This is a genomic window from Pontivivens nitratireducens (genome assembly GCF_011290545.1).
Taxonomy (GTDB): Bacteria; Pseudomonadota; Alphaproteobacteria; order Rhodobacterales; family Rhodobacteraceae; genus Pontivivens; species Pontivivens nitratireducens.
In genome coordinates this window covers 2,511,006-2,533,223 of sequence record NZ_CP049811.1, presented here as the reverse complement: position 1 = coordinate 2,533,223, position 22,218 = coordinate 2,511,006, and the positions used below count along the sequence as shown (strand labels likewise).

Annotated in this window: 12 protein-coding genes and 3 pseudogenes; 6 read left to right on the top strand and 9 right to left on the bottom strand. The window is 60.2% G+C overall.

Annotated elements, in window-relative coordinates; genetic code table 11:
* Positions 1-374: 374 nt before the first annotated feature.
* The 3 genes from G8E03_RS12490 to G8E03_RS12480 all read left to right on the top strand — a co-directional run bounded on the left by G8E03_RS12490 (position 375) and on the right by G8E03_RS12480 (position 2,615).
* Positions 375-683, top strand: a complete 309-nt coding sequence (locus G8E03_RS12490) for a hypothetical protein (protein WP_166192451.1) — start codon at positions 375-377, stop codon at positions 681-683.
* Between the two features lie 816 nt (positions 684-1,499).
* On the top strand, positions 1,500-1,775 hold the full coding sequence (locus G8E03_RS12485) for a hypothetical protein (RefSeq protein ID WP_166192448.1): 276 nt from the start codon (positions 1,500-1,502) through the stop codon (positions 1,773-1,775).
* Positions 1,776-2,384: 609 nt separating this feature from the next.
* Positions 2,385-2,615 (top strand): hypothetical protein, encoded by a 231-nt coding sequence (locus G8E03_RS12480; protein ID WP_166192445.1) that lies wholly within the window; start codon positions 2,385-2,387, stop codon positions 2,613-2,615.
* Here the strand turns inward: G8E03_RS12480 and G8E03_RS12475 are convergent.
* Positions 2,590-3,924: a DUF6538 domain-containing protein gene (locus tag G8E03_RS12475; protein ID WP_205793106.1), complete on the bottom strand. Its 1,335-nt coding sequence runs from the start codon at positions 3,922-3,924 to the stop codon at positions 2,590-2,592. The genes G8E03_RS12480 and G8E03_RS12475 overlap by 26 nt on opposite strands.
* Before the next feature lie 1,522 nt (positions 3,925-5,446).
* Between G8E03_RS12475 and G8E03_RS12470 the strand changes: the two are divergent.
* Positions 5,447-6,575 (top strand): annotated as a pseudogene (locus G8E03_RS12470) (IS3 family transposase).
* A gap of 439 nt (positions 6,576-7,014) precedes the next feature.
* On the opposite strand, the pseudogene G8E03_RS12465 reads toward G8E03_RS12470, so the two are convergent.
* The 5 genes and pseudogenes from G8E03_RS12465 to G8E03_RS12445 form a co-directional block, all read right to left on the bottom strand.
* Positions 7,015-7,319 (bottom strand): annotated as a pseudogene (locus G8E03_RS12465) (DDE-type integrase/transposase/recombinase); the annotation flags it as partial.
* Positions 7,320-7,379: 60 nt separating this feature from the next.
* A pseudogene (locus tag G8E03_RS12460) lies at positions 7,380-8,720 on the bottom strand (IS3 family transposase).
* Positions 8,721-9,145: 425 nt separating this feature from the next.
* Positions 9,146-9,760 carry an Isoquinoline 1-oxidoreductase subunit gene (locus tag G8E03_RS12455; RefSeq protein ID WP_430693161.1) on the bottom strand — a complete coding sequence of 205 codons (615 nt, stop codon included), beginning with the start codon at positions 9,758-9,760 and terminating at the stop codon, positions 9,146-9,148.
* Positions 9,757-11,931, bottom strand: a complete 2,175-nt coding sequence (locus G8E03_RS12450) for a xanthine dehydrogenase family protein molybdopterin-binding subunit (protein WP_166192439.1) — start codon at positions 11,929-11,931, stop codon at positions 9,757-9,759. The genes G8E03_RS12455 and G8E03_RS12450 overlap by 4 nt, the downstream gene beginning before the upstream one ends.
* 4 nt (positions 11,932-11,935) lie before the next feature.
* On the bottom strand, positions 11,936-12,394 hold the full coding sequence (locus G8E03_RS12445; RefSeq protein WP_166192436.1) for a (2Fe-2S)-binding protein: 459 nt from the start codon (positions 12,392-12,394) through the stop codon (positions 11,936-11,938).
* 416 nt (positions 12,395-12,810) lie between these two features.
* Between G8E03_RS12445 and G8E03_RS12440 the strand changes: the two genes are divergently transcribed.
* Positions 12,811-13,998 (top strand): efflux RND transporter periplasmic adaptor subunit, encoded by a 1,188-nt coding sequence (locus tag G8E03_RS12440; RefSeq protein WP_166192433.1) that lies wholly within the window; start codon positions 12,811-12,813, stop codon positions 13,996-13,998.
* Positions 13,995-17,084, top strand: a complete 3,090-nt coding sequence (locus tag G8E03_RS12435; RefSeq protein WP_166192430.1) for an efflux RND transporter permease subunit — start codon at positions 13,995-13,997, stop codon at positions 17,082-17,084. The genes G8E03_RS12440 and G8E03_RS12435 overlap by 4 nt, the downstream gene beginning before the upstream one ends.
* Before the next feature lie 128 nt (positions 17,085-17,212).
* Here the strand turns inward: G8E03_RS12435 and G8E03_RS12430 are convergent, their stop codons facing one another.
* The 3 genes from G8E03_RS12430 to G8E03_RS12420 are packed head-to-tail and all read right to left on the bottom strand — an operon-like array spanning position 17,213 to position 22,125.
* Positions 17,213-18,316, bottom strand: a complete 1,104-nt coding sequence (locus tag G8E03_RS12430; protein ID WP_166192427.1) for an ABC transporter permease — start codon at positions 18,314-18,316, stop codon at positions 17,213-17,215.
* 3 nt (positions 18,317-18,319) lie between these two features.
* On the bottom strand, positions 18,320-21,061 hold the full coding sequence (gene rbbA / locus G8E03_RS12425; protein ID WP_166192424.1) for a ribosome-associated ATPase/putative transporter RbbA: 2,742 nt from the start codon (positions 21,059-21,061) through the stop codon (positions 18,320-18,322).
* On the bottom strand, positions 21,058-22,125 hold the full coding sequence (locus tag G8E03_RS12420; RefSeq protein ID WP_166192421.1) for an HlyD family secretion protein: 1,068 nt from the start codon (positions 22,123-22,125) through the stop codon (positions 21,058-21,060). The genes rbbA and G8E03_RS12420 overlap by 4 nt, the downstream gene beginning before the upstream one ends.
* Between the last annotated feature and the right edge of the window lie 93 nt (positions 22,126-22,218).

Below are 22,218 nucleotides of genomic sequence, written 5' to 3'. Positions count from 1 at the left end.
TGCTCACTGTTGTCGAGTGCTGTTTTGGCACTGCCCGCGTTCCGCAAGTGGGCTGTCCCGATCCAAGATCGTTTAACAACATCAGGGACGGTTTCTCGTAGAAAGTACCTAGGGCATGCCACCACATTTGAGAAATTGCGCGGAGCTCGGACAAACGTTTCGCTCGGGAAAAAGAATATGTCATCCCACCCGCTAGATATGATCCGGAGGGATTTTCCCGAAAAACGCGAAGGACTGCAAGGGGGGCAAATCCCTGTCCACGTTGAACTTGTGCGAGGGTTATCCACATATATTCCACTTGCCGAACGTCTTTGATGCTGACAGCTGAAGATCGGGCTCGATAGCTTTTGGATACATCACAACGAGGTATCCGAATGTCCAATGCTCAAACCAAATTCACCGTCCGTATCGCTCCAGAAGCTCTGGCGCAGATCGACGTATTGCGGGCGCAACATGGCTTCACCTCGCGTGCGGCGTATCTAGAAGCGGCGGGTCTTGCCTATGGGGCGGAGAGCAGCGCCGATGATATCATCCGCCATCTCGCGCCGGTCAGCGCGACACTGCATCAGCTGCTGAGGGTCGCGAACGGAGAGCTTTCCCTCATCAAGCCGGATGATGTGAAGAAGACCCTTCGCGAGGTGCGCAAAACGATGCTTCTTGCCCGGGAAAGCCTGACGCCTTGAGGCCGTACCGTGTGTTCCATGATCGCGCATCGCAGATCGGTCACTATGTCGGGCGGGAAGGTCGGGTGCTGACCGGATCGATCCCCGAGACAGACCCCGGGCGGCTGATGCGCTGGTTCGAATGCTATGATTATCCCAAGGGCCTGGGCATCGTCCACACGACGCTGTCGCTGCCGCCGGACCTGCATCTGTCCGATGCGGATTGGCATGCAATCACGACCCGGGTTCTGGAGCGCAGCGGCACCCCTCCCGACCTCGTGCCGTGGTTTGCCTGGGGCGGGCATGTGTCCAATTGCGAGCATGTCCATATCGTCGCGGCGCGTCAGGCGTGGACGGGACGGTCGTTCGAGGTCCGGACCTCGCAGCGTGCGACAGATGCCCTTGCCGTCGATCTGGCCCACCGGCTGGGTCTGCCGGAGCCGCATTGGTGCGCGACTCCGGATCTGGTTCTGACCGGCCACGTGCGAAAGGGCGTATTGGAGCCTGCCGCCTGTTTTGCGAATGACGTGAACAGGGCCTTCGATCATCACCTGCCGACCACGCTCGCCGAGCTCAACGACGCACTGATCGCTGTCGACAGCTGGTGGAGCGTCGCGCCCTCGCCAACGCGGCCCGGCCTTTTGGTTCCACGCCACGGACAGACCGGCGAGGACATCAATCCCAAGGCCGCAGGCCATGCGTTCAAGTCCGCCAGTCTCAGAGCCCGGATGCGCCTTGCGCTGCGTCTGCGCGTCGGGCGCGCGGCGATGGTGCTGCGACAGCTTGCCCGGCTCATTCCACCCGAAGCTATTCCAACCCTGAAGAAGGACTCTGCGAATGACCCAACCTCAACCGACCGCCCTGAAATCGGACGCCGAAGTTCTGACCTCGAAGATCGACGAGATGCGCGTGGATATCCGCAAGCTTATGCCCCTGCTGAACCTGCTGGAGCCGACCAACCCAGACCAGATGACCAGCTTCGCGGAACGGCTGCTGGCCTTCATGCAACAGATCGACGAGGGCTACCAGAACCAGGCCGAAGCGTTCCACGCCCTGCGCACCGAGGTCCGCGACATCAACGCAAAGCTCAATTTCCTGATCGAGGGTTCGTAAGCCGGGGCCGCTGGATTTTCCGGTTTATCAGCCTCGCGCGACAGCACGCGATCGCGCTTCGCCATCGGGTCGATCTGGAGACCGACAGCCTGCTTTTGCGCCTCGATGGCGAAGACCCAGTCAGGTTTTCGTTTTCGGACCGCGCGTTCGATCCGCCAAGCATCTCGGGATCAGCGACGAATTTGCGTTTCGCTGATCTTGCGCGCGCCCAATACGGCGTCGCGTGGGGTTCTGACTCCGTCGCCTCACCTGATGCACCAGAGCCTTCTGACAAGCCGATGAGCGAAGATACGCCCGAACCGTGATCCTCCCTGTATCGACGCGCTGTAACGATCAGCGGGCATCCTGCTCTAATCAATGTGCGAAACCGCACGATCAGCCTGCCGCAGGCAATAGTTATCCACATAAAATAACGATTTCAGTGAGTTGAGGCCAGGCGAACCAGAGCGCGCCGTGGTAAAGTAACTTCAACCAGAACCTGAACTCGGTCATTCCGTCCAACAACCCCTCGCGCAACCTCTTGGTTGTGCGCCCTGAGAGATATTGCCTAATGCCAAGCGCGCTCCTCATCCTCGTACCGACCCGGCTCTGCCGGATGGACGGTGCGTGATGGGGCAGTGCAACACCGCAGAGATCGACGTCGCGCGGATCGAACGTGCGCTCGAAGACGTCGCCCTGCTGATCCAGCACGACCTCGTCTATCTGCCGATCTTCGAGCGGCTGGAGCGGGAGCTGGAGGCCGCCCGCACGCGACAAGATGCGCGCTCCCGCGCCACAAGGATTCTGGCTGCCCGCTCACGTCGTACCGGACGCGCTACGCCAGATGATCCGGAACCGTGAACGCGATAGATGCCGCAAGGGCCTGCCGCCGTTCGAGATCCATCTCGTCGCCGTAATGCTCCCGCCCACGCAACGCCTTGACCGAATGGCCCATCAACTCGCCACGATCGTCGGTGTGCAGACCTGCCGCCTTCAATCGGCTCTCCCAGGTATGGCGTAGGCCGCCGACGGTGACGCCCTCCGGAACCAGATCGTGGGTTTTGAGATATTTGTTCACGATAGCACTATAGCTGCGCTTGTTGCGATAGCGCGGAAAACCAGCTGGATGGCGCTGCGCTGCGGCCAGCGCTACGCCGACAAGGGGGACATCCCGCTCGGAGTGCCGGTTTTTGATCTCGCGTCGCGCATCAGGATCGTGCGCCGCTTCATTGCGCACGCACAGATGCGGGACATCCGCGTCGAGCTGGAACGCCGATGCAGGCAAGTCGTGGATCTCGCTTTGGCGACATCCGGTCTCCAGCGCGATCAGTAGAATATCACGGGCCTCGTCGTTCAGTCCGTCGAAAGCACCGGGTGCGAACCACCGATCAGTGATATAGGCGACAGGCACTTCGTCTTTGCGTTGCACCTTCGCATGACGATCCCGGATCGATACGCCCATATAAGGACGTGGCGGATCAGCATGGTCGATGTCCTCGTAAAACCGGGCAAGCATTCCGGAAATATAATGAAAGTCCTTGTTCGCCGTCTGGGACGACTGCCCCTCGTCCGCGATCCGCGATTGCCACCAGCGTCGGTGCTGCCGCGCCTCCACAGGACCGATCTCGACGACCGGCCTGTCGCCCCCGAGTGCTGCGATCAGATTGCGCACAGCACGGACCCGCGGATTACGCCAAAGTCGCATCTGCTCGGCGCTTTTGAACCGGTTGTCCTGCACGGAAAGCGTCTCGGCATGCTCAACCAGGTCAGAAAGCCTCAATGTGGGTTCATTCGCGCCGCCAAGCACGCCACTGGCAATAACGGGATCTGGCCACCCATCAGGCGCCCGCATTGCTTCGACCCGCGCCAGCACTTCCTGCAGCGGCCGTTCCGCAACCGTAGCCGCAGACAAGAACGCAAACCCCCGCATATCCGCCAGATCACGCGCCGCCCGAAACCGTACCTGCGCGTCCTCGCTATGCCCCGCCAGCATTGCCTCCCACCCCGAGATATATCCGGCCCAAACCCGTTCCGCTTTGCCGAGCGCTACGGATCTGGAGTCGGTACTCAGGCTCTCCCAGATCACAGCCCGAGACTCAACTTCAGCGTACCTCTTCGGCACGCGACGCTTGAGATGCCAAGTCGATCCGCGAAGGTGAAGGTTGTTCATCTGAGGGGTGCCTGGGGAAGGAATATAAGTGTCGGGAGGGTCGCTGGTATGCTACCCTTTATGCTACACATTTATAGGGACGTCAAGATATAAATAAGTTTAACATCAGTGGTTTAGATAAGTAATTATAGATGATTGAATCTCACCGCCTCCGCCACTGCTCTTTCATGCATCTAAGTTACTGCGATTGCTAAGATTTAGACGGGCGGAGAATTTTATCCCACACACGTTTCCCACACACGTTTCCAACACATGTTTCTTTTAGCAGGCCTAATGGCAAAGGGCAGCTCAAGGAGTGAGATTGTTTATTTAACATAAGTGTTATTCTGAACCTAGAGTTTCTGTGAATTGCCTACATGTCGTTTCGTGCTTCCCCTGCCCCAAAGAGAGTTTGGCGTAAGTGAGCTGCGCTGTGCTTGTCGTCATGCAAATTGCTTAGCTGCACGCTTTAGATGCCGAGAAACGCGCTGGGCCTAGGCGGTGTTGTCGTGGCTGTGGGGGGCTGTGTTGGCCTCAAGTGGGTAAGTGAAGCAGGGAGTGTTGAGTGCAGTTCAGGCGGCATCTCCAGCGCCCTTGCGAAAGGTGCAGGCCTGCTCGGGAAGTCGAGGCATGGTGTTGTTACGGTTGAGAAGTTGTCCTCTAATATTGGACAGCCCAAAACACCCAGTAGATAGCAAAGGGCTGATCTGACTGTTCAGGGTGTGGTTAAGTGGGCGTTAGGGCGTCGGATTTGCGATCACGACAAGAACCAAAAAGACTCAAGTTAGTGAACAGGGTGTCCCGTTGCTTCCATCGTCCATAATGGGCCTGACGCGCTGCAAATATGCTGCGGTGGTATTTGACCGCTATCCGACACACGTTTCCGGCACATCTAGTGCGCAGATGTCTCTAGTGATCTGATATGCTTAATTTATTCTCCACATCAAACCAATTGTAACGTAGTTCAGTTTTGGTTCTGAATCTGGAAGGGGGGGGGAGGTTTGGGAAAGTGATTTCAAAAACGCGGTAATTGTTGGTGTTATTATTGTTATTTTGAATGCTGATTACGCTAGAATGTGTGCTGACTGGGAGTTGTGATCCGGTTCGGGGGTCGTGCTGCTTTGGGCGGGAAGCTGCCATTCGCTGCACGTGCAGTGAGGACACTCGGGCAAGCCGTGAAAGAGACCGTTCGGTATCATCATCAAAGAGACTTCCTCCAGAATTTTTCTAAAGTCGCTTCAACTCAAAGCTGAAACTAACTAAGCAAGCGAGACTATTAGACAAAAAGTATGCCTAGGCCGCCTTCAGAACCAATTCTGAATGTTAAAAGAGCGAGAGAGTGTAAAAATGGATGCAGTGGAACATTTGGAAAATCTTCGCGGGCGCTTAAACGACGTGTTCGATGAAACGATTGCTAAAGGGCATCTAACTGGTAAGTCGCACTACTATGCAACATGCCTCTATGAACTTGATCCACTGAAGTGGTCCCAGAAAACTGGACAGTTGGCTAAGGTGTATCCCGAACCTTTGAAGGGATACGAGAATGGCGAAGCGCCGGAAGTTTACAGACCAGTTTAAGGCCAAGATCGCGTTGGAAGCGCTGCGTGGCGACAAGACGATCCAGGAGATCGCCGCGAAGCATCAGTTGCATCCGAACCAGATCAGCACGTGGAAGCGTCAGGCTGTCGAAGGCATGGCCGATGTGTTTGCGCGTGGCGGCAGGCCGGAAGGGCCGACAGAAGCAGAAATCAAGGAGCTCCATGCCAAGATCGGGAGGCTGGCCGTCGAGAACGATTTTTTGTCCGAAGGGCTGAAGCGGTGAGCCCGGAGAAGAAACGCGCGATGATCAAACGGGATCATCCTGAACTGAGCATAAGCCAGCAGTGCAAACTGGTGCGGCTGAGCCGGTCGGCCTTCTACTACACGCCGGTCGGTGTTGATGCGGACACGCTGGGATGATGAAAGAGATCGACCGGATATTCACCAAATACCCGTTCTTCGGCAGCCGCCAGATCGCTGCCTACATGCGGCGGGAAGGAACCATTGTCGGACGTCATCGCATCAGGCGGCTGATGGCCAAGATGGGCCTGCAAGCGATTTACAAACGCCCTCGGACCAGCCAGCCCCATCCTCAGCACCCGGTCTATCCGTACCTGCTCAGAGAGATGCAGATCGACCGGCCCAACCAGGTCTGGTGCGCCGACATTACCTTCATGCCGGTGCGAAACGGGTTCTTGTATCTGGTCGCCATCATGGATTGGGCGTCGCGCAAGGTTCTGAGCTGGCGCTTGTCGAACACAATGCACGCCGACTTCTGTGTGGAGGCCCTGCACGAGGCCATCGCCAAACACGGCCCTCCCGAGATCATGAATACCGATCAGGGCAGCCAGTTCACCGGTTCGGCCTGGATCACGACGCTGACCGAAGCGGGCATACGTATCTCAATGGACGGTCGCGGTAGATACCTCGACAACATCTTCATTGAGCGCCTGTGGCGGAGCTTGAAACAGGAAGCGATCTACCTCGAAGAGATCAATGACGGCTTCCAGGCCCGAAAGGTCGTCAAAAACTGGATGGCATTCTACAACAGCGAACGCCCCCATTCCGCGCGTGATCGGCTGACGCCCGAGGACGCATATTGGGCAGGCTTGGAAGAGCAAAGAGCAGCATGAAATCTAAACCCGATACACCTTAGAAAAGCTGCAAAACTGTCCGAAAAGGTGGGACCACTTCAAACTTTGTGCGTGATATTGTAAAACCGAACATGCTCATCAGATGAAATCTGAGACACCGGTTTGCAGAAAGGATAATTGATATCAAAGGTTTTTTTGAATACTGTGAATCCTGAAGGCGGGAAAACTCAGAAGGATCGATTGTTTCACAGTATTGAAAAATTCTAGGAACGTTGCGTTTGACGAATTGGCCGATCTTCATTGAAGCTTCTCCAGGAAAATAGAGCAACTATAGCTGGATAGAAGCTTTTTACACGACTAAAATTTGCGATCTGGCGGCAACACAAATCAGTCAAACACCCTTTCACCCTTTCCGGTTTATCGCTCCACGCCAGTTCCGCCACGCCGCAAAAGCCGAGGATTGGCAGCACCGTTAGCTCGACATCGATATTTTGAAGCCATGTTGCCGCAGGATTTTTTTGATAGTCGTGGAGTCCGTTGATGGTGCACGGAATGAGATGGTCATGTTTAATGCACTGAGCGCCACGCTTCATACGATTGCTGATCGCCCAACCGATGACCCGCCACGAATGCTGATCGAGGATTACAACGAGAATATAGCCAACCTTCACGAGTCCAAACGCAGCTGATATCGCCCGCTTATTTCTGGTTCGGCGCATCTGCCATGAAGTCATGATCCAGAAGATTGGGGGCTATGTTGAACTTGTGATTGTCCGTCGTCATATAAAATGGGACATCAGAGCGGCTTGAGCATTGGAGGCTCTGGCTCGTTTGTATGATTGATTATGCTGCTTGTTTTTGATGTTGCAAGCGGCGTTGTCGGATTGTCTGTTTCTTGATCTTTGCCCTTTCCCTTAGAATGGCTTTGTCTCGCCCGAAGTAGACGTCGGCCGGTGTGACGTTGTTTAGGCTCTCGTGGTAGCGTTGGTTGTTGTAGTAATCGACGAAGGCCCCTATTTGGCGTTCGAGATCACCGGGTAGGTAGTAGTTCTCGAGCAGAACCCTGTTCTTCATGGTCTGGTGCCAGCGTTCGATCTTGCCTTGGGTCTGCGGGTGGAATGGCGCGCCGCGGACATGCGTCATTTTCTGATCCTCCAACCACTTGGCCAGATCGGCTGAGATGTAGCATGAGCCGTTGTCGCTGAGCAGACGTGGCTTGTGCCGCACAATGGCCTGGTCGCAGCCTGATGCTGTCAGAGCCAGTTCAATCGTGTCTGTCACATCTTCGGCCCGCATATTTGTGCAGAGCTTCCAGGCGATGATGTAGCGGCTGTAATCGTCCAGGATCGTGCTGAGATAATACCAACCCCAGCCAATGATCTTGAAGTAGGTGAAGTCAGTCTGCCACATCTCGTTGATTGCCGTCGTTTTGTCTGTGAACTCATCAGCGGCCTTGATCACCACGTAGTCCGGTGCGGTGATTAGATCAGCCGCTTTCAAAATACGGTAAGCCGATGACTCAGAGATAAAATACCGCTTCTCATCGGTGTATTTGACGGCAAGTTCCCGTGTGGTCAGGGCCTCATGTTCCAATCAGGTCATCACGACGGACATTAGGAATGCGGTTCCAGACCGATCCTGGGCGTGGGGACCTATCAGCCAGCCCATCCAGGCCAAAGTCGACATAGAGATCATACCATCGATAGAATGTTGTGCGTGGGATACCCAGCATGTCGAGGGTCTGCTTGACTGGCAGATGTGACCCCTCAACGGTGCGGATAATCTCAAGCTTCTCAGATGCAGGGTACCTCATTCCGCGAACTCCCCAGCCCCTGTCATGCTTTTTTTGAGCAGACGGTTTTCAAGGGTCAGATCAGCGACGCATTCTTTCAGGGCCAAAGCCTCAGAACGCAAATCCTTTACCTCAGGCGATGTGGCCTGTCGCGCCGTGTCGCCAGATAACCGGCGCTTGCCAGCTTCGAGAAATTCCTTCGACCAGCTATAATACAGGCTTTCAGCAATACCCTCCCTGCGGCATAGCACCGAGATGCTTTCCTCGCCGCGCAGGCCTGCCAATACAATGCGGATCTTTTCTTCAGATGAATAGGTTTGCCGCGTCTTGCGGCGGATGTTCTTAACCACCTTTTCGGCGGCGTCTTTCGACGTCTGGGGTTTCTTTGTCATCTCGATCTCCTAATCGATAAGATGAACCAGAAATCCTTCCTTATTCAAATCCACAAATCTGTGCCATGGGTGCTGACGTCAGACACTTGTGATCGCTATACCTTGGAAAGCGTCACGGTGTGCGCCTGAACACACCGGATCGGAGGGCAGAGAGGTCGTGGCGCCCAGGCATTTGTCAGAGCAGCATTTATGGGAGATACGTATATTTGCAAAAGTGATAGATTGTCGCTCCATGAGGGCAGTCAGGCAGGCGAACGAATTGCACGACCGGCTCTTTACTGGCGGCGATCACTTGGTCCGGTTGGATTGGGCTCAGTGGCATACTCACTGAAGGGGCAGGGCACCGGTGTTCTTCACAGAATTCCGCAGCCCCTCAATCCGAGCCTACATGACCGGGGCCCCCCGCCGTAGATGGAACGCGCGCGTTATCCCTCCGGGCAGGCTGCGCCCGCCTCGATCCAGGCATTTGTCAACTCGCCGAAGAGCTCCTGCGTTCCCGGTGCGGATTCGCGTCCCTCACCCGGCGTCCAGCCCCAGCCGACCAGCCCGTCATGCGCATTGTGCTCATGCAACTCGGCAAGCGTTCGCCCGCCGTTCCGTTCAGGGTCCTTGAGCTGTGCGCAGATCTCGGCGACCGTTTTGCCGATCCAGGCCTGTTCGATCGGGGCCAGCATCCATGGCGAGTGGCCGGGGATCGACCCGTCACCAGAGACGTAATCGACATTCTCACTGCCGTGACAGGTGTTGCAGCGCATTCCCGGGGCACCGAACCCGCTGTCGCCCCGAACCACCGGCGGCTCGTGGATGCGCATTTCCATGCCCTGCCGCGGCGTGTTGTCCGCAGGATGGCAGTTCAGGCAGCGCGGATGCTGGATGACCTTCGCCATCTCCTCGAACAGCGCTTGCGAGCGGGCGGTTTCGTCTGCGAACCCGTCAAACTCGTCGACCGTGCGCAGGCCGTTTACCTCCTCGCTCCAACCGCTCGATGCGGCGGACAGGATTGCGATCAGCGCAACGGTTGAGACTTTCCACATTTTCATGACTGAACTCCCACGGTGAAAGGCAGTCGCGTCACGGTCTGGCCGGTCAGCGCTCTCCATGCATTGCCGACGGCCGGTCCGATCGGTGGCGTTCCGGGTTCGCCGACGCCGCTCGGGTCGTGGTCGGTGTCGAGGATCTCGACCTCCACCGCCGGCATCTCGTTGATACGCAGCATCCGGTAATCGTCGAAATTGTTCTCGGCGATGCGCCCGCCCGGCAGCAGTGTGATCTGGCTGTAGAGCAACGCGGTGAGGCCATAGCCGATGCCGCCTTCCATCTGCGCCCGGATCACACCGGGATTGACTGCTACGCCGCAATCGACCGCGCACCAGACCCGGTGAACGCGCGGCATGCCGTTATCGTTCGAGACCTCTGCGATCTGCGCCACGTAGGTATTAAAGCTCTCGTGCAGAGCAATGCCATAGCCGCGATCGCCCTTCACGCGCTGGCCATCCCAGCCCGCCATGGCGGCGACGCGCTCAAGCACAGCGCGGTCACGCCCGGCATCCGCACGCAGCAGGTCGAGCCTGCCCTGCACCGGATCCTTGCCCGCCGCTTCGAGCAGCATGTCGAGAAACACCTCGGTCGCGTAGCCGGTATGGGTGTGTCCGACCGAACGCCACCACAGCACCGGAACCGGGCTTTCCATTCGCGCCCAGCTGGTTCGGAAATTGACCAGGTCGTAGGGCATCTTGGTCGCGCCCTCATAGGCCGTGGGGTCGAGCCCCTTGTCCATCATCGCTTCCATCGGCCCGCCGGCCATGATCGACTGGTTGGCAAGGACATCGGTCCAACCGACGATGTTGCCCTCCGCATCGATGCCGCCGCGCATCCGGTGCACCGTCATGGGGCGGTAGTAGCCGCCATGCAGGTCGTCCTCGCGTGTCCACAGCAGCTTCCACGACCCGTTGCGTCCCGCCGCCTTTGCGATGGCCGCGATCTCAGCCGCCAGATGCGCGTCGGGCTGAGCCCTGCGTCCGAAGCTGCCGCCGGCGAACATGACGTTGATGATCACATTCGACGGGTCGATACCCAGCGTCTGGGCCAGAGTCGGCTTGTCGAGTGACGGAAATTGCGACCCCATCCACAGCTCGGCAACGCCGTCGCGCATCTCGATCACCGCGTCGAGCGTTTCAAGCGGCGCATGGGCGAGGTAGGGGAAGCGGAACTCGGTCTCGATCACCTGCTCGGCGCCTTCGAGTGCGGCATCGACATCGCCGGCTTCCTCGGCAACGAGCGTTTCTGCCGCCGTTGCTTCGGAGAATGCCTGAAGCATTTCCTCGGATGAGCGGGTCTCGGCCTCGGTGTCGTCCCATTCGACGTCGAGAGCGTCGCGCCCCTTGAGCGCCGCAGCGGTCGAGGTTGCGTAGACCGCGATGCCGGAGGGGATCTCATGAACCGCAACGACACCCGGAACCGCCATCGCTGGCGCCGCATCGAAATTCGCCACGCGCCCGCCGAAGAAGGGGGGGTGGCGGACCACGACGGTTTCCATCCCCTCGCGGTAGACATCGAGGGTGAAGGTCGCCTGACCCGTGGATTTAGGTTTAGTGTCGAGCTTCTGGACCTCGGTGCCGATCAGTTTGAACTGCCCCGGATCCTTGAGCGGCGGATCCTCGGGCACCGTCATGCCGGCGGCGCGTTCGGCAAGCTCACCGAAGCGGGCACTGCGATCACTAGCCCCGTGTCGGACGACGCCCTGCGCGACCTCTATCTCACCGGCGGGCACGCCCCATTCGTCAGCCGCGGCAGCGACCAGCATCGCACGCGCCGCAGCACCTGCCTTGCGCATCTGCATATAGGAATTGGCCATGGCGGTGGAGCCGCCGGTCCCCTGCATGCCAAAGAAAAGATTGGCATAAAGTTCGGCATTCGCCGGTGCCGCTTCGGCGCGCATCTGTGACCAGTCGGCGTCCATCTCCTCGGCCACCAGCGTGGACAGCCCGGTATAGGGGCCCTGTCCGAACTCGATATGCTTGATGAGAACGGTCACGGTGTCGTCGGGGGCGACGCGGATGAAGGCGTTCGGGGCGAAGTCGCCCTGCGTGGGCGCATCCTGTCCGAGAATGGCGGCGGCGCCCGACTGCGCCCGACCGGGGAGCGGCAGCGTCACCGCGACGACGAGCCCGGCGGAGGCGGAAAGGAATTGGCGGCGTGTGTGTTCGGTCATCGGATCATCCCTCCAGCGTGCTGGCGGCGTCATGGATCGCCTTGCGGATGCGCTGGTATGTGGCGCAACGGCAAATGTTTCCGGCCATCGCGTTGTCGATATCATCGTCGGTCGGCTGCGGGATCTCGGTCAGCAGCGCGGTCGCGCTGACCACCTGGCCCGACTGACACCATCCGCATTGCGGCACGTCGTTCGCTACCCAGGCCGCCTGCACCGCCTGCGATTCAGGCGTGTCGAGTCCTTCGATCGTCTCGACGAAGGCACCGTCGGCCATCTCGATCGGCGTCACGCAAGAGCGACGGGTCATCCCGTCCATCATGACCGTGCAGGCCCCGCATTGCGCCACGCCGCAGCCGAACTTCGTTCCGGTCAGCCGCAACTCATCGCGCAGCACCCACAGGAGAGGCGTATCCCCCGGAACATCGACGGAAACCTCTCGGTTGTTGACTGTGAGATTATACATCTGGCTGTTCCTTTCACTTGGCGATCAGCTCCCGTGCCGATCGGCTCCCCGCATCCGAGCGATAACTGGCGTTATTGTAGTGCGCCGGTACAGGCCGACAAGGCTGGGGAATGGCATATCTGCACTAAAAGTTGGGACAATCCACCGCGCTATCAAGCGGGGCGTCGCGTTGCATTATATAAGGCGTGCGACGGGATTATCGAGCTCAGAAAAGTGCCGGAACGGATTTTCACGAGGTCGTGTTCTCGACCATTTTTATCATGCCGCCCCGCGCATCCAACCTGTTTAGCCCGGCAGCGAAGTCTGGCCCATCGAACCTCTTTATTGACAATACCGACCGGACGGTACAGTAGGCAGACTGGCGTTCGAACGAGGCATCGTCGCCGATTTGACTGTAAAGACCGGGACCCGAATCCATGATAAAACGCTTAGTAATTGCTGTCCTGCTCCTTGCAATCGCGGTGGGCGGCGTCGTTGGTTTCAACAAGTTTCGTGATCAGGCGATCACGGATTTCTTTGCCAATCGGCCCACGCCCGCCCTGCCGGTGGACACGGTCGTTGCAGAGGCGGGTCCGTGGACGCCAACGCTGGAGGCGATCGGCACCGTCTATTCGCACCGCGGCATCGATCTCGCATTCGAGACGGGCGGCGTTGTCCGTGAGATCGGATTTGAGGCGAATGATCGCGTCGAGAAGGGCCAGATGCTGGTCCGGATCGACGACGAGATCCAGCAGGCGGACCTCGCCGCAGCGCAAGCCTCGCTGCACCTGGCCCAACAGACGCTGGAACGTGCCGAATCCCTGGGGAACCGGGGCATTACGGCAACCGCCAGTATCGAGGAGGCCGAAGCCGCCGCGAATTCCGCGCTGGCGCAGATGCATCGCATCGAGGCGATCCTCGACCAGAAGGTGCTCGAAGCACCGTTCGCCGGTGAGATCGGTATTCCTGAGATCGAGGTAGGCCAGTTCGTGACCGTCGGAAGCACCGTGGCCACCCTGCAGGACACAGACATGCTGCGGGTCGATTTCTCGCTGCCCGAACAGGAATTGGCGCAGATCGACATCGGCCAATCGGTCACCCTGTCCGGAGAGTCGGGGACGACCAGCTCGGGCACCATCACGGCCATCGAACCGCGGATCGATCCGGCCACGCGCCTTGTGAAAGTACGGGCCGAGCTTGAGAATGAGGATAAGGCGTTCCGCCCCGGTCAGTTCGTTCGGGTCAGGGTTACATTGCCAGCCATGGAGAACGTGGTGGCGCTGCCGCAGACAGCGGTCGTGACCAGCCTCTACGGCGATTACGTCTATTCCGTCGTGCCGGCCGAGAACAGCACCGAAGAAGAGCCGCAACTGATGGCGAAACAAATTTTCGTCCAGACCGGCTCACGCCAGGATAACCTGGTCGAGATCGTCGAGGGCGTCAGCGCAGACGATCGGATCGTGGTCGCGGGCCAGAACCGGCTGTCGAACGGCTTGCCGGTCAAGCTGACTGGCGCGGAGGCATCCGAGGCATCTCCCGACCCCGCGCCTGAACCGGAGCGGGACGAGGATCCCGATACGAACGCGTTCATCGGCGCGGGCCACGCGGCGGAGGCTACCGAATGAGCCTTCCAGAGCTCTTCACCCGCCGCCCCGTCCTGTCGACCGTGTTGGGCTGCCTGATCATGCTTCTGGGTTTCCAAGGCCTGTTCAACCTGCCGGTCCGTCAGTATCCCGAAGTTGAAGAGACGGTTATCACCGTCAACACGATTTATCCCGGCGCCAGTGCCGACCTGATCCAGGGCTTTGTGACAGCGCCCATCGCGGCGGCGGTCTCGACCACCGAGAATGTGGATTATGTCACCTCGCAGAGCCGCCCCTCCAGCAGCTCCGTCACCGTTCAGATGCAGCTCGGCGCCAACCCGGATATCGCGCTGACCGAGGTGATGTCCAAGGTGCAACAGGTTCGCGGCGAGCTGCCAACCGCGGCGGAGGATCCGGTGATCCTCAAGGGAACCGGCCAACAGTTCGCCATCATGTATCTTGCCTTTCAGAACGAGAACATGAGCCCCGAGCAGTTGACCGAATACCTCGAACGGGTGGTCCGGCCGCGCATGTCGACGATCGAGGGCGTGGCCGAGGTTCAGATCCTCGGCGCCGCGAACTATTCGATGCGGGTCTGGATCGACCCGGTGCGCCTCGCTAGCCGGGGCGCCACGGCGACGGAGGTGCTGAACGCGATCAACACCTCGAACTTCCTGTCGGCACCTGGGCGGACCAAGAACGATCTGGTCTCATACTCAATCACGCTCGATTCGACGCTCCAGACGCCCGAGGCCTTCGGGGCCCTCCCGATTCGCTCCGATGGCGATGATGTGGTGCGACTGCGAGACGTGGCGGAGATCGAGCTGGCGGCCGAGAGCACCGATACGGTGGTCCGTTTCAACGGACAGCCCGGCACGTTTATCGGCATCTTCCCAACGCCGTCGGCCAATCCGCTCGATACGGCGAGCGCGGTCCTCGAAGAACTGCCATCAATTCAGGCGAGCCTGCCGGAGGGCATGACCGTTTCAATGGTTTACGACTCGACCGAGACGATCAGCGCCTCGATCGAGGAGGTCTTCAAGACCATCGCCGAGGCAGTGATCATCGTAATTCTGGTGATCCTGCTGTTCCTCGGGTCATTTCGTTCGGTTCTGATGCCGATCGTGACGATCCCGCTGTCGCTGGTTGGCGTCTGCTTCTTCCTCTATGCGATGGGGTACTCGATCAATCTTCTGTCGCTGCTGGCGATGGTGCTGGCAATCGGCCTGGTGGTCGATGACGCGATCATCGTGGTTGAGAACATTCACCGCCACGTCGAGGATGGGATGGCCCCGATGGCGGCGTCGATCAAGGGCATGCAGGAGATCTGGCTGCCCATCGTCGCGATGTCGCTGACGCTGGTCGCTGTGTTCATCCCGATCGGCTTCACCGGCGGTCTCACCGGCTCGTTGTTTCGCGAATTCGCCTTTACGTTGGCCGGCGCGGTGTTGATCTCGGGCATTGTCGCGCTGACGATCACGCCGATGATGTCGGCGCGGTTGCTGAGTTCGGGCGGACACACCCGGTTTCAGAGGGTCGTCGACGGAACGTCGGACCGGGTGTCGAACTGGTATGAGCGCCGGGTTCGAAGTTCACTCGATTACCGGCCGGTGACAATGCTGATGGTGCTGGTCCTCGTCGGACTGACCGGCTTCATGTTCTTCAACACGCCCAGCGAGCTCGCCCCCGAGGAGGACTCGGGCGGCTTGTTCTCACTAATCACAGCCCCGCGTTATGCCACCAGTCAATATACCAGCGGTTACGCTGCCGAGATCGGTGAGCGCACCGAGGACATTGAGGAAGTGCGCTCACAGTTCTCGATCGTCGGTGTGGGCGGCGCCACGAATACCGCCTTCTCGATCTGGGCGCTGAAGGATTGGTCCGAGCGTGAGCGCAGCCAGGAGGAGATCAAGGCCGACATTCAGGGTCGCATTTCGGGTGTCGACGGGGTCGAGGCGCTGGTCTTCGCGCCGCCGTCGCTGCCTGGCGCAGGCGGCGGCTTGCCGATCTCGATGGTGATCCAGTCCACCGGCAATCCGAGCCAGGTCTACGAGGTTGCCGCCGAAATCCAGCGCGAGGCCCAGCAGACGGGCCGGTTCATCGTGGTGCAGAACTCGCTGGCCTTCGATGCGCCGCAGGTCACCGTGACCATCGACCGCGATCGGGCCGCTGCGCTGAACGTTCCGGTGAGCGAGGTGGGCCGCACGCTCGGCCTGCTGGTGGGCGGCGGCGCGATCAGCCAGTTCGACCGTGAGTCGCAGAGCTATGACGTCATCACCCAGGTGCCGCAGAACTTCCGCGAGAATCCCGAACGGCTGGGCGACTACTTCCTGCGGTCGAGCACGGGTGAGATGATCCCGCTATCATCGCTGATCGAGGTTTCGACCAATGCCTCGCCAGCGGCCATCGAGCAGTTCAACCAGCTGAACTCGGCCACGATCTCGGCTCTGCCGCTGCCCGGCGTGACCACGGGTGACGGGCTCGGCGTCATCGTCGAGATCGCCGAGCGCGTGCTGCCCGATGGATTCTTCATCGAGTATTCCGGTCAGTCGCGGCTGGAGGTCACGCAGGGCAACACGATCCTCGTCGCCTTCGGCGCGGCGGTCGTGGTGATCTATCTGCTGCTGGCCGCGCAGTTCGAGAGTTTCCGCGATCCGCTCATCATCATGATGTCGGTCCCGCTGGCGATCTTCGGCGCGATCCTGCCGCTGAATCTGGGGCTGGGGACGCTGAACATCTATACTCAGGTGGGGCTGATCACGTTGATCGGCATCATCACCAAGCATGGTATTTTGCTGGTCGAGTTCGCCAACCAGCGGCGCGATGAGGGGATGTCGATCCGCGATGCCATCGTGGAGTCGGCCAAGGTGCGGCTGCGGCCGATCCTGATGACCACGGCTGCCCTTGCACTGGCCGTCGTGCCGCTGATGCTGGCCGAAGGTGCCGGTGCGGCTGCGCGTCAGGCGATGGGCCTGGTGATCTTCACCGGTCTGATGATCGGCACGCTCTTCACGCTGTTCGTGGTGCCGATGTTCTACACGATCATTGCCAGCAAGTCGCGCGGCAATGGTCGGGCCGAAGAGGGTAGCGCAGGCAGCGATACCGCCCAGCCTGTACCAGCAGAGTAGCCCGGCGCCGGACGTCCATGTCCACCGCCGGGGCTGAGTGCGCCGTATCGGGAATTCCCGCTGCTTTCGATCACCCAACCGTCACGTCACCGCGCGCGGCCAAAGGGTTTTGTCTGCGAACGCAGCGGCTACCGCAGGAAGCCACGGAACCGCCGCAAGGCGAACGCGAACATTGCCGACCCAATGATCGCCAGTGCCAGCAATTGCGGCCAGACCACGGCAAGTCCCGCGCCCCGGAACAACACCGCCTGTGCCAGCGTGATGAAATGAGTGTTGGGTGCCGCCAGCATGACGTATTGCACCACCTCGGGCATGGATTCCCGTGGGGTCATTCCCCCTGACAGGATCTCCAGCGGCAGCAGCACCAGCAGCAGCAGCATGGCGAATTGCGGCATCGAGCCGGAGATGGTGGCCAAGAGAATTCCCAGTGAGGTCGTGGCGAACAGATGCAGCGCCGCCCCCACCAGAAACAGCGTGATGGAGCCGGCCACAGGTACGCCCAGAACACCCTGCACCATGAAGGTCAGCGACAGACCCGTTGCCAGCAGCACCACGCCGCCCATGCTGAGCACCTTGCTGGTCATGATCTCGGCCGCGCTGACGGGCATGACCAGCAAGTGTTCGACGGTACCATGCTCCCGCTCCCGGATCAGGGCGGCCCCCGACAGGATGATCGACAGCATGGTCACGGCGCTGATCACCGCCGTCAGCGCGCCGAACCATGCGGGGTCCAGTGCCGGGTTGAAGCGGGCGCGCAGGGCCAGTTCGACCGGCACCGCAGCCTCCTGACCGGACCAGCCGGTGATTTCCTGATCGACGATCGCCTGAATATAGCCCGCGCCGGTAAAGGCCTGGCTGACCCGTGTTGCATCGACGTTCAGTTGCAATTCGGGCTGTTCGCCCGCGACGAGGTCGCCCTGGAAGCCCGGCGGGATGACCAGCGAGAAGGTATCGATCCCCGCATCCATGCGCGCGTCCATCCGGGCCATGTCAATCTGGTCAGGGGTCACGAAGTAGGGAGGCAGGAACCCGTCCGATAGCCGCCGGGACAGGGGGGAGGCGTCCTCATCCACGATGCCGATTGTCGCGCGGTTCAGCGCCTCGGGCATGGCGGTGGCATGGGTGTAGATGTCCAGGGTAAAGGCATACAGCACCAGTGCCAGAAGCAGCGGATCGCGCAACAGCCCTCGGAATTCCTTGATCGCAAGGTGCAGCACATGCTTGGGACGCATCGCTCAGACCTCCTGCTTGCGCACGAAAAACGCCCCGAGCGCCACTAGCACCGGCACCAGCAACAGCATCGGCGCAAAGGATCCGGCCAGATCGCCGAAGTCCAGCGCCTTGGCAAACACCCCGCGTGAGATGGTGACGAAATGGCTGGTTGGGAAAACCTCACCGATGACGCGGCCCATGCCCTCCAGCGAGGAAACCGGATCGATTATGCCGCCATATTGCGCGGCGGGAATCAGAGTGGCTAGTGCGGTGAAGAACAATGCCGTGACCTGACTGCGGGTGAAGGCCGAGATCAGCAGCCCCAGTCCCGTTGACAGGATGACATATACCAGTGCCCCCGCCGATAGCGCCAGAAGGCTGCCCTTGACCGGCACACCGAAAACGAACACCGCCAATGCCAGCAGCAACAGAAAGTTGAGAAAGCCCAGCACCACATACGGCACCTGTTTGCCCAGCAGGAATTCCAGCCGCTTGGCCGGGGTGACATACAGGTTCATGATGGAGCCTGTTTCCTTCTCCCGCGCGACGGACAGAACGGCGAGCATCGCGGGGATCAGCATCAGCAAAAGCGGGATCACGGCGGGCACCATGGCCGCCAGACTCTCCACATCCGGGTTGTAGCGATAGCGCATTTGCAGGCTGTAGCTGCCGCTAACGGCCTCGTCGCCATAGACTTGGCGCAGTTGATCGGTCAGCCAGTGAACGTGCATTCCCTGAATGTAGCCACGCACCGTATTCGCGCGCATTGGCATGGCGCCATCGAACCAGGCCGCGATCTGCACGGGGCGGCCTCGTTTGATATCGGCGGCAAAACCGGGTGGAATTTCCAGCGCCAGGCCGATTTCGCCCGCGCGCATTCGCCGGTCGATATCGGCATGATCGACAGCGGGGGGCTGCTCCTCGAAATAACGCGAACCGGCCAGATCGTTGACATAGGACTGGCTGGTAATGGTCTGATCGAAGTCCAGAACCGCGAATTTGAGATCCTCGATATCCATCGAAATGCCGTAACCCAGCACGATCATCAGGATCACGCTGCCCACACTTGCAAGCGTCAGGCGGATCGGATCACGGCGCAGTTCCAGCCACTCGCGCCATGAAAAACTCAGCAATCGGGCAAGGCTGAACCGTCCCCGCTTCCGGGGTGAGACGGGCGCCCCTTCGGTGACCAGTTCCGCCTGATGCGTGGCCGCAGGTGTGCTGCTCTCGCTTTGCGCGCGTTCCAGGTGATGAATGAAAGCATCGTCCAGCGTTGCGGCCCCCGCACCCTCACGGATGGCTTCGGGCGTGTCGCTTACCAGCACGCGACCTTCGTGCATGAGCGAAATCCTGTCGCATCGCGCCGCCTCGGACATGTAGTGGGTCGAGATGAAGATCGTCACGCCGTCATTCCGCGACAGGTCCACCAACGCTTGCCAGAAGATATCGCGCGCGACCGGATCGACACCGGAGGTCGGCTCATCCAGAATCAGTACCTCGGGTCGGTGGATCAGTGCCACGGCCAGCGACAGCCGCTGCCGGATCCCCAGCGGCAGTCGCAGCGGCAAGCTGTCGAGGACCCCCTCAAGATCGAACCGCTGCGCAAGCTCGGCGATCCGTGGCGCGATCCCGTCAGGCTCCATGTCGAACAGACGTGCGTGAAGGTCGAGGTTCTGGCGAACCGTCAGTTCGGAATAGAGCGAGAAGGATTGCGTCATGTAGCCAATGCGTTTGCGCGTGGCCATGTCCCGGGCATCAACCGTTCGGCCGTTGATCCGCGTGGTGCCTTCGGCAGGTTCGACAAGCCCCGTCAGGGCCTTCATCGTCGTCGTCTTGCCGCAGCCGTTTGAGCCGAGAAAACCGAAAATCTCACCCTTCGCGATGCGAAAGCTCACATCCTTGACCGCTGCGAAATCCCCGAACCGGACGGTCAGGTTTTCGGCCTCGACCACGTAGCCTTCACTGTCTGAAAGGTTCAGCGGCGGGACGATCAGATCGTGGTGCCGGTCGCGCCTTTCCGCGGGAAGAAGCGAGATGAAAGCTTCCTCAAGGTTGGCGGTACCGGTGCGATCCATGATCTGGGCGGGGCTGCCGGTGGCCAGCACCTTACCGTCGTCCATGGCGACCAGATGATCAAATTGCGCGGCCTCCTCCAGATAGGCGCTCGCGACGATCACGCTCATGCTCGGACGGGTTGCGCGGATGCGCGCGATCAGGGACCAGAATTCACGCCGCGACAAGGGATCGACCCCGGTGGTCGGTTCGTCCAGAATCAACAGGTCGGGGTCGTGGATCAGCGCGCAGCACAGACCCAGCTTCTGTTTCATACCGCCAGAGAGCTTGGCCGCCGGGCGGTCGGCGAAGGGGGCCAGATCGGTCGCCTCCAGCAGATCGGCAATCCGTCTTTCGCGCTCCTGCCGGCTCTCACCGAAAAGCCTGCCGAAGAAGTCCACATTTTCCCGCACCGAGAGCGTCGGATAGAGATTGCGCCCCAGCCCCTGCGGCATATAGGCGATGCGCGGGCAGATCCGGGCGCGATGCCGCGCGCGGCGCATGTCGCCCCCCAGCACGTCAAGCTGCCCGGCCTGCATCTTCCGCGCGCCGGCAATCAGCGCCAGAAGGCTGGATTTTCCCACCCCGTCAGGCCCGATCAGGCCGACGATGCAGCCGCCCGGCAAGTCGATCGAAACCGCATCGAGCGCCCGGACCTTGCCATAGAGAAGCGAAAGCTCCTCCGCCCGCACCACAGGTCCGGTGGCCGTCATTCCAGCACCCTGCCTTCAGCTTCCTCCGGCCAGGGCTGTGTGGGATCCAGTCGAACCCAGGCAACACCGGGCAGCCCGGTCTTGATGTAATCCAGGTATTTTCCCAACAGCTCCGGCGCGATCCGGGCGCGGACCCGAAACATCAGCTTTTCGCGCTCGATCTCGGTCTCAACCGTTTTGGGCGTGAACTGCGCCACGTCCGAGACAAAGGAGATCTCGGCGGGAATGACGATGTCCTGTGCCGCATCCAGAATCAGGCGAACCTCGGTTCCCGGTCCGGTACGCCCTGCCGCAGCGGTTTGCAGGAAGAACGTCATGTACACATCGTTGAGGTCGATCATGTTGATCACCCGCCCGCCGGCCCCCATCACTTCACCCGCCTGGGCAACGATGTACTGTACCCGCCCCGGCCGGGGTGCCTTCAGCGTGCTGTCCTCGATCTGCACGTCGATCGCTTCTATCATTGCCGTGGCCGCCGTCACCGCCACTTCGGCGCCGACCACCGCCGCCTCGGCTGCGGAGACACCGATCTGCGCCGCCGCGAGCATCGCCTCCGCCGAGGCGACTGCGGCCTCGGCGCCGAGCGCGTTCGACCTGTCGATATCAAGTTGCCGCTCGGACGCGACACTGTTGCCCGCCAGCGCCTCGGAACGGGCGAACTGGCGTTGGGCTGCATCAAGGGCCGATTGCTGCTGGGCCAGAACCGCCTCGGCGGCGCGCACTTCGGCCTCACGCTGCTGGATCGTCAGCCGGGCGCTCTCAACCGAAATTTCGGCGCGGAGCAGTTGCGCCTCCGCCTCATGACGGTTGGCGGTCAACTGACGTGTGTCGAGCACGGCCAACGGTTGGCCGGCTTCGATCAGTTCACCCTCTCGAACCAGGATCGTCTCAATCCGGCCGGGAAGTTTCGAGGCGACGTCGATCTCGACCGCTTCGACGCGTCCATTGCCATGGGCGAACCCCTCGGGAACCGCCCCGTTGCCGGTGTCCTGCCAGAACAGAAAACCCACCACGGCGCAGACCACGGCAATCGCGGTGTAGAGGAGATATTTGGGATTTTTCATGCTGGGCTCGATTGTTGTAAGGGGCCGGATTTGATCCTGCCTAATGGACCGAGCGATCGGGCGTTTGACATCCGTCAATCCGGGCGGGGCATA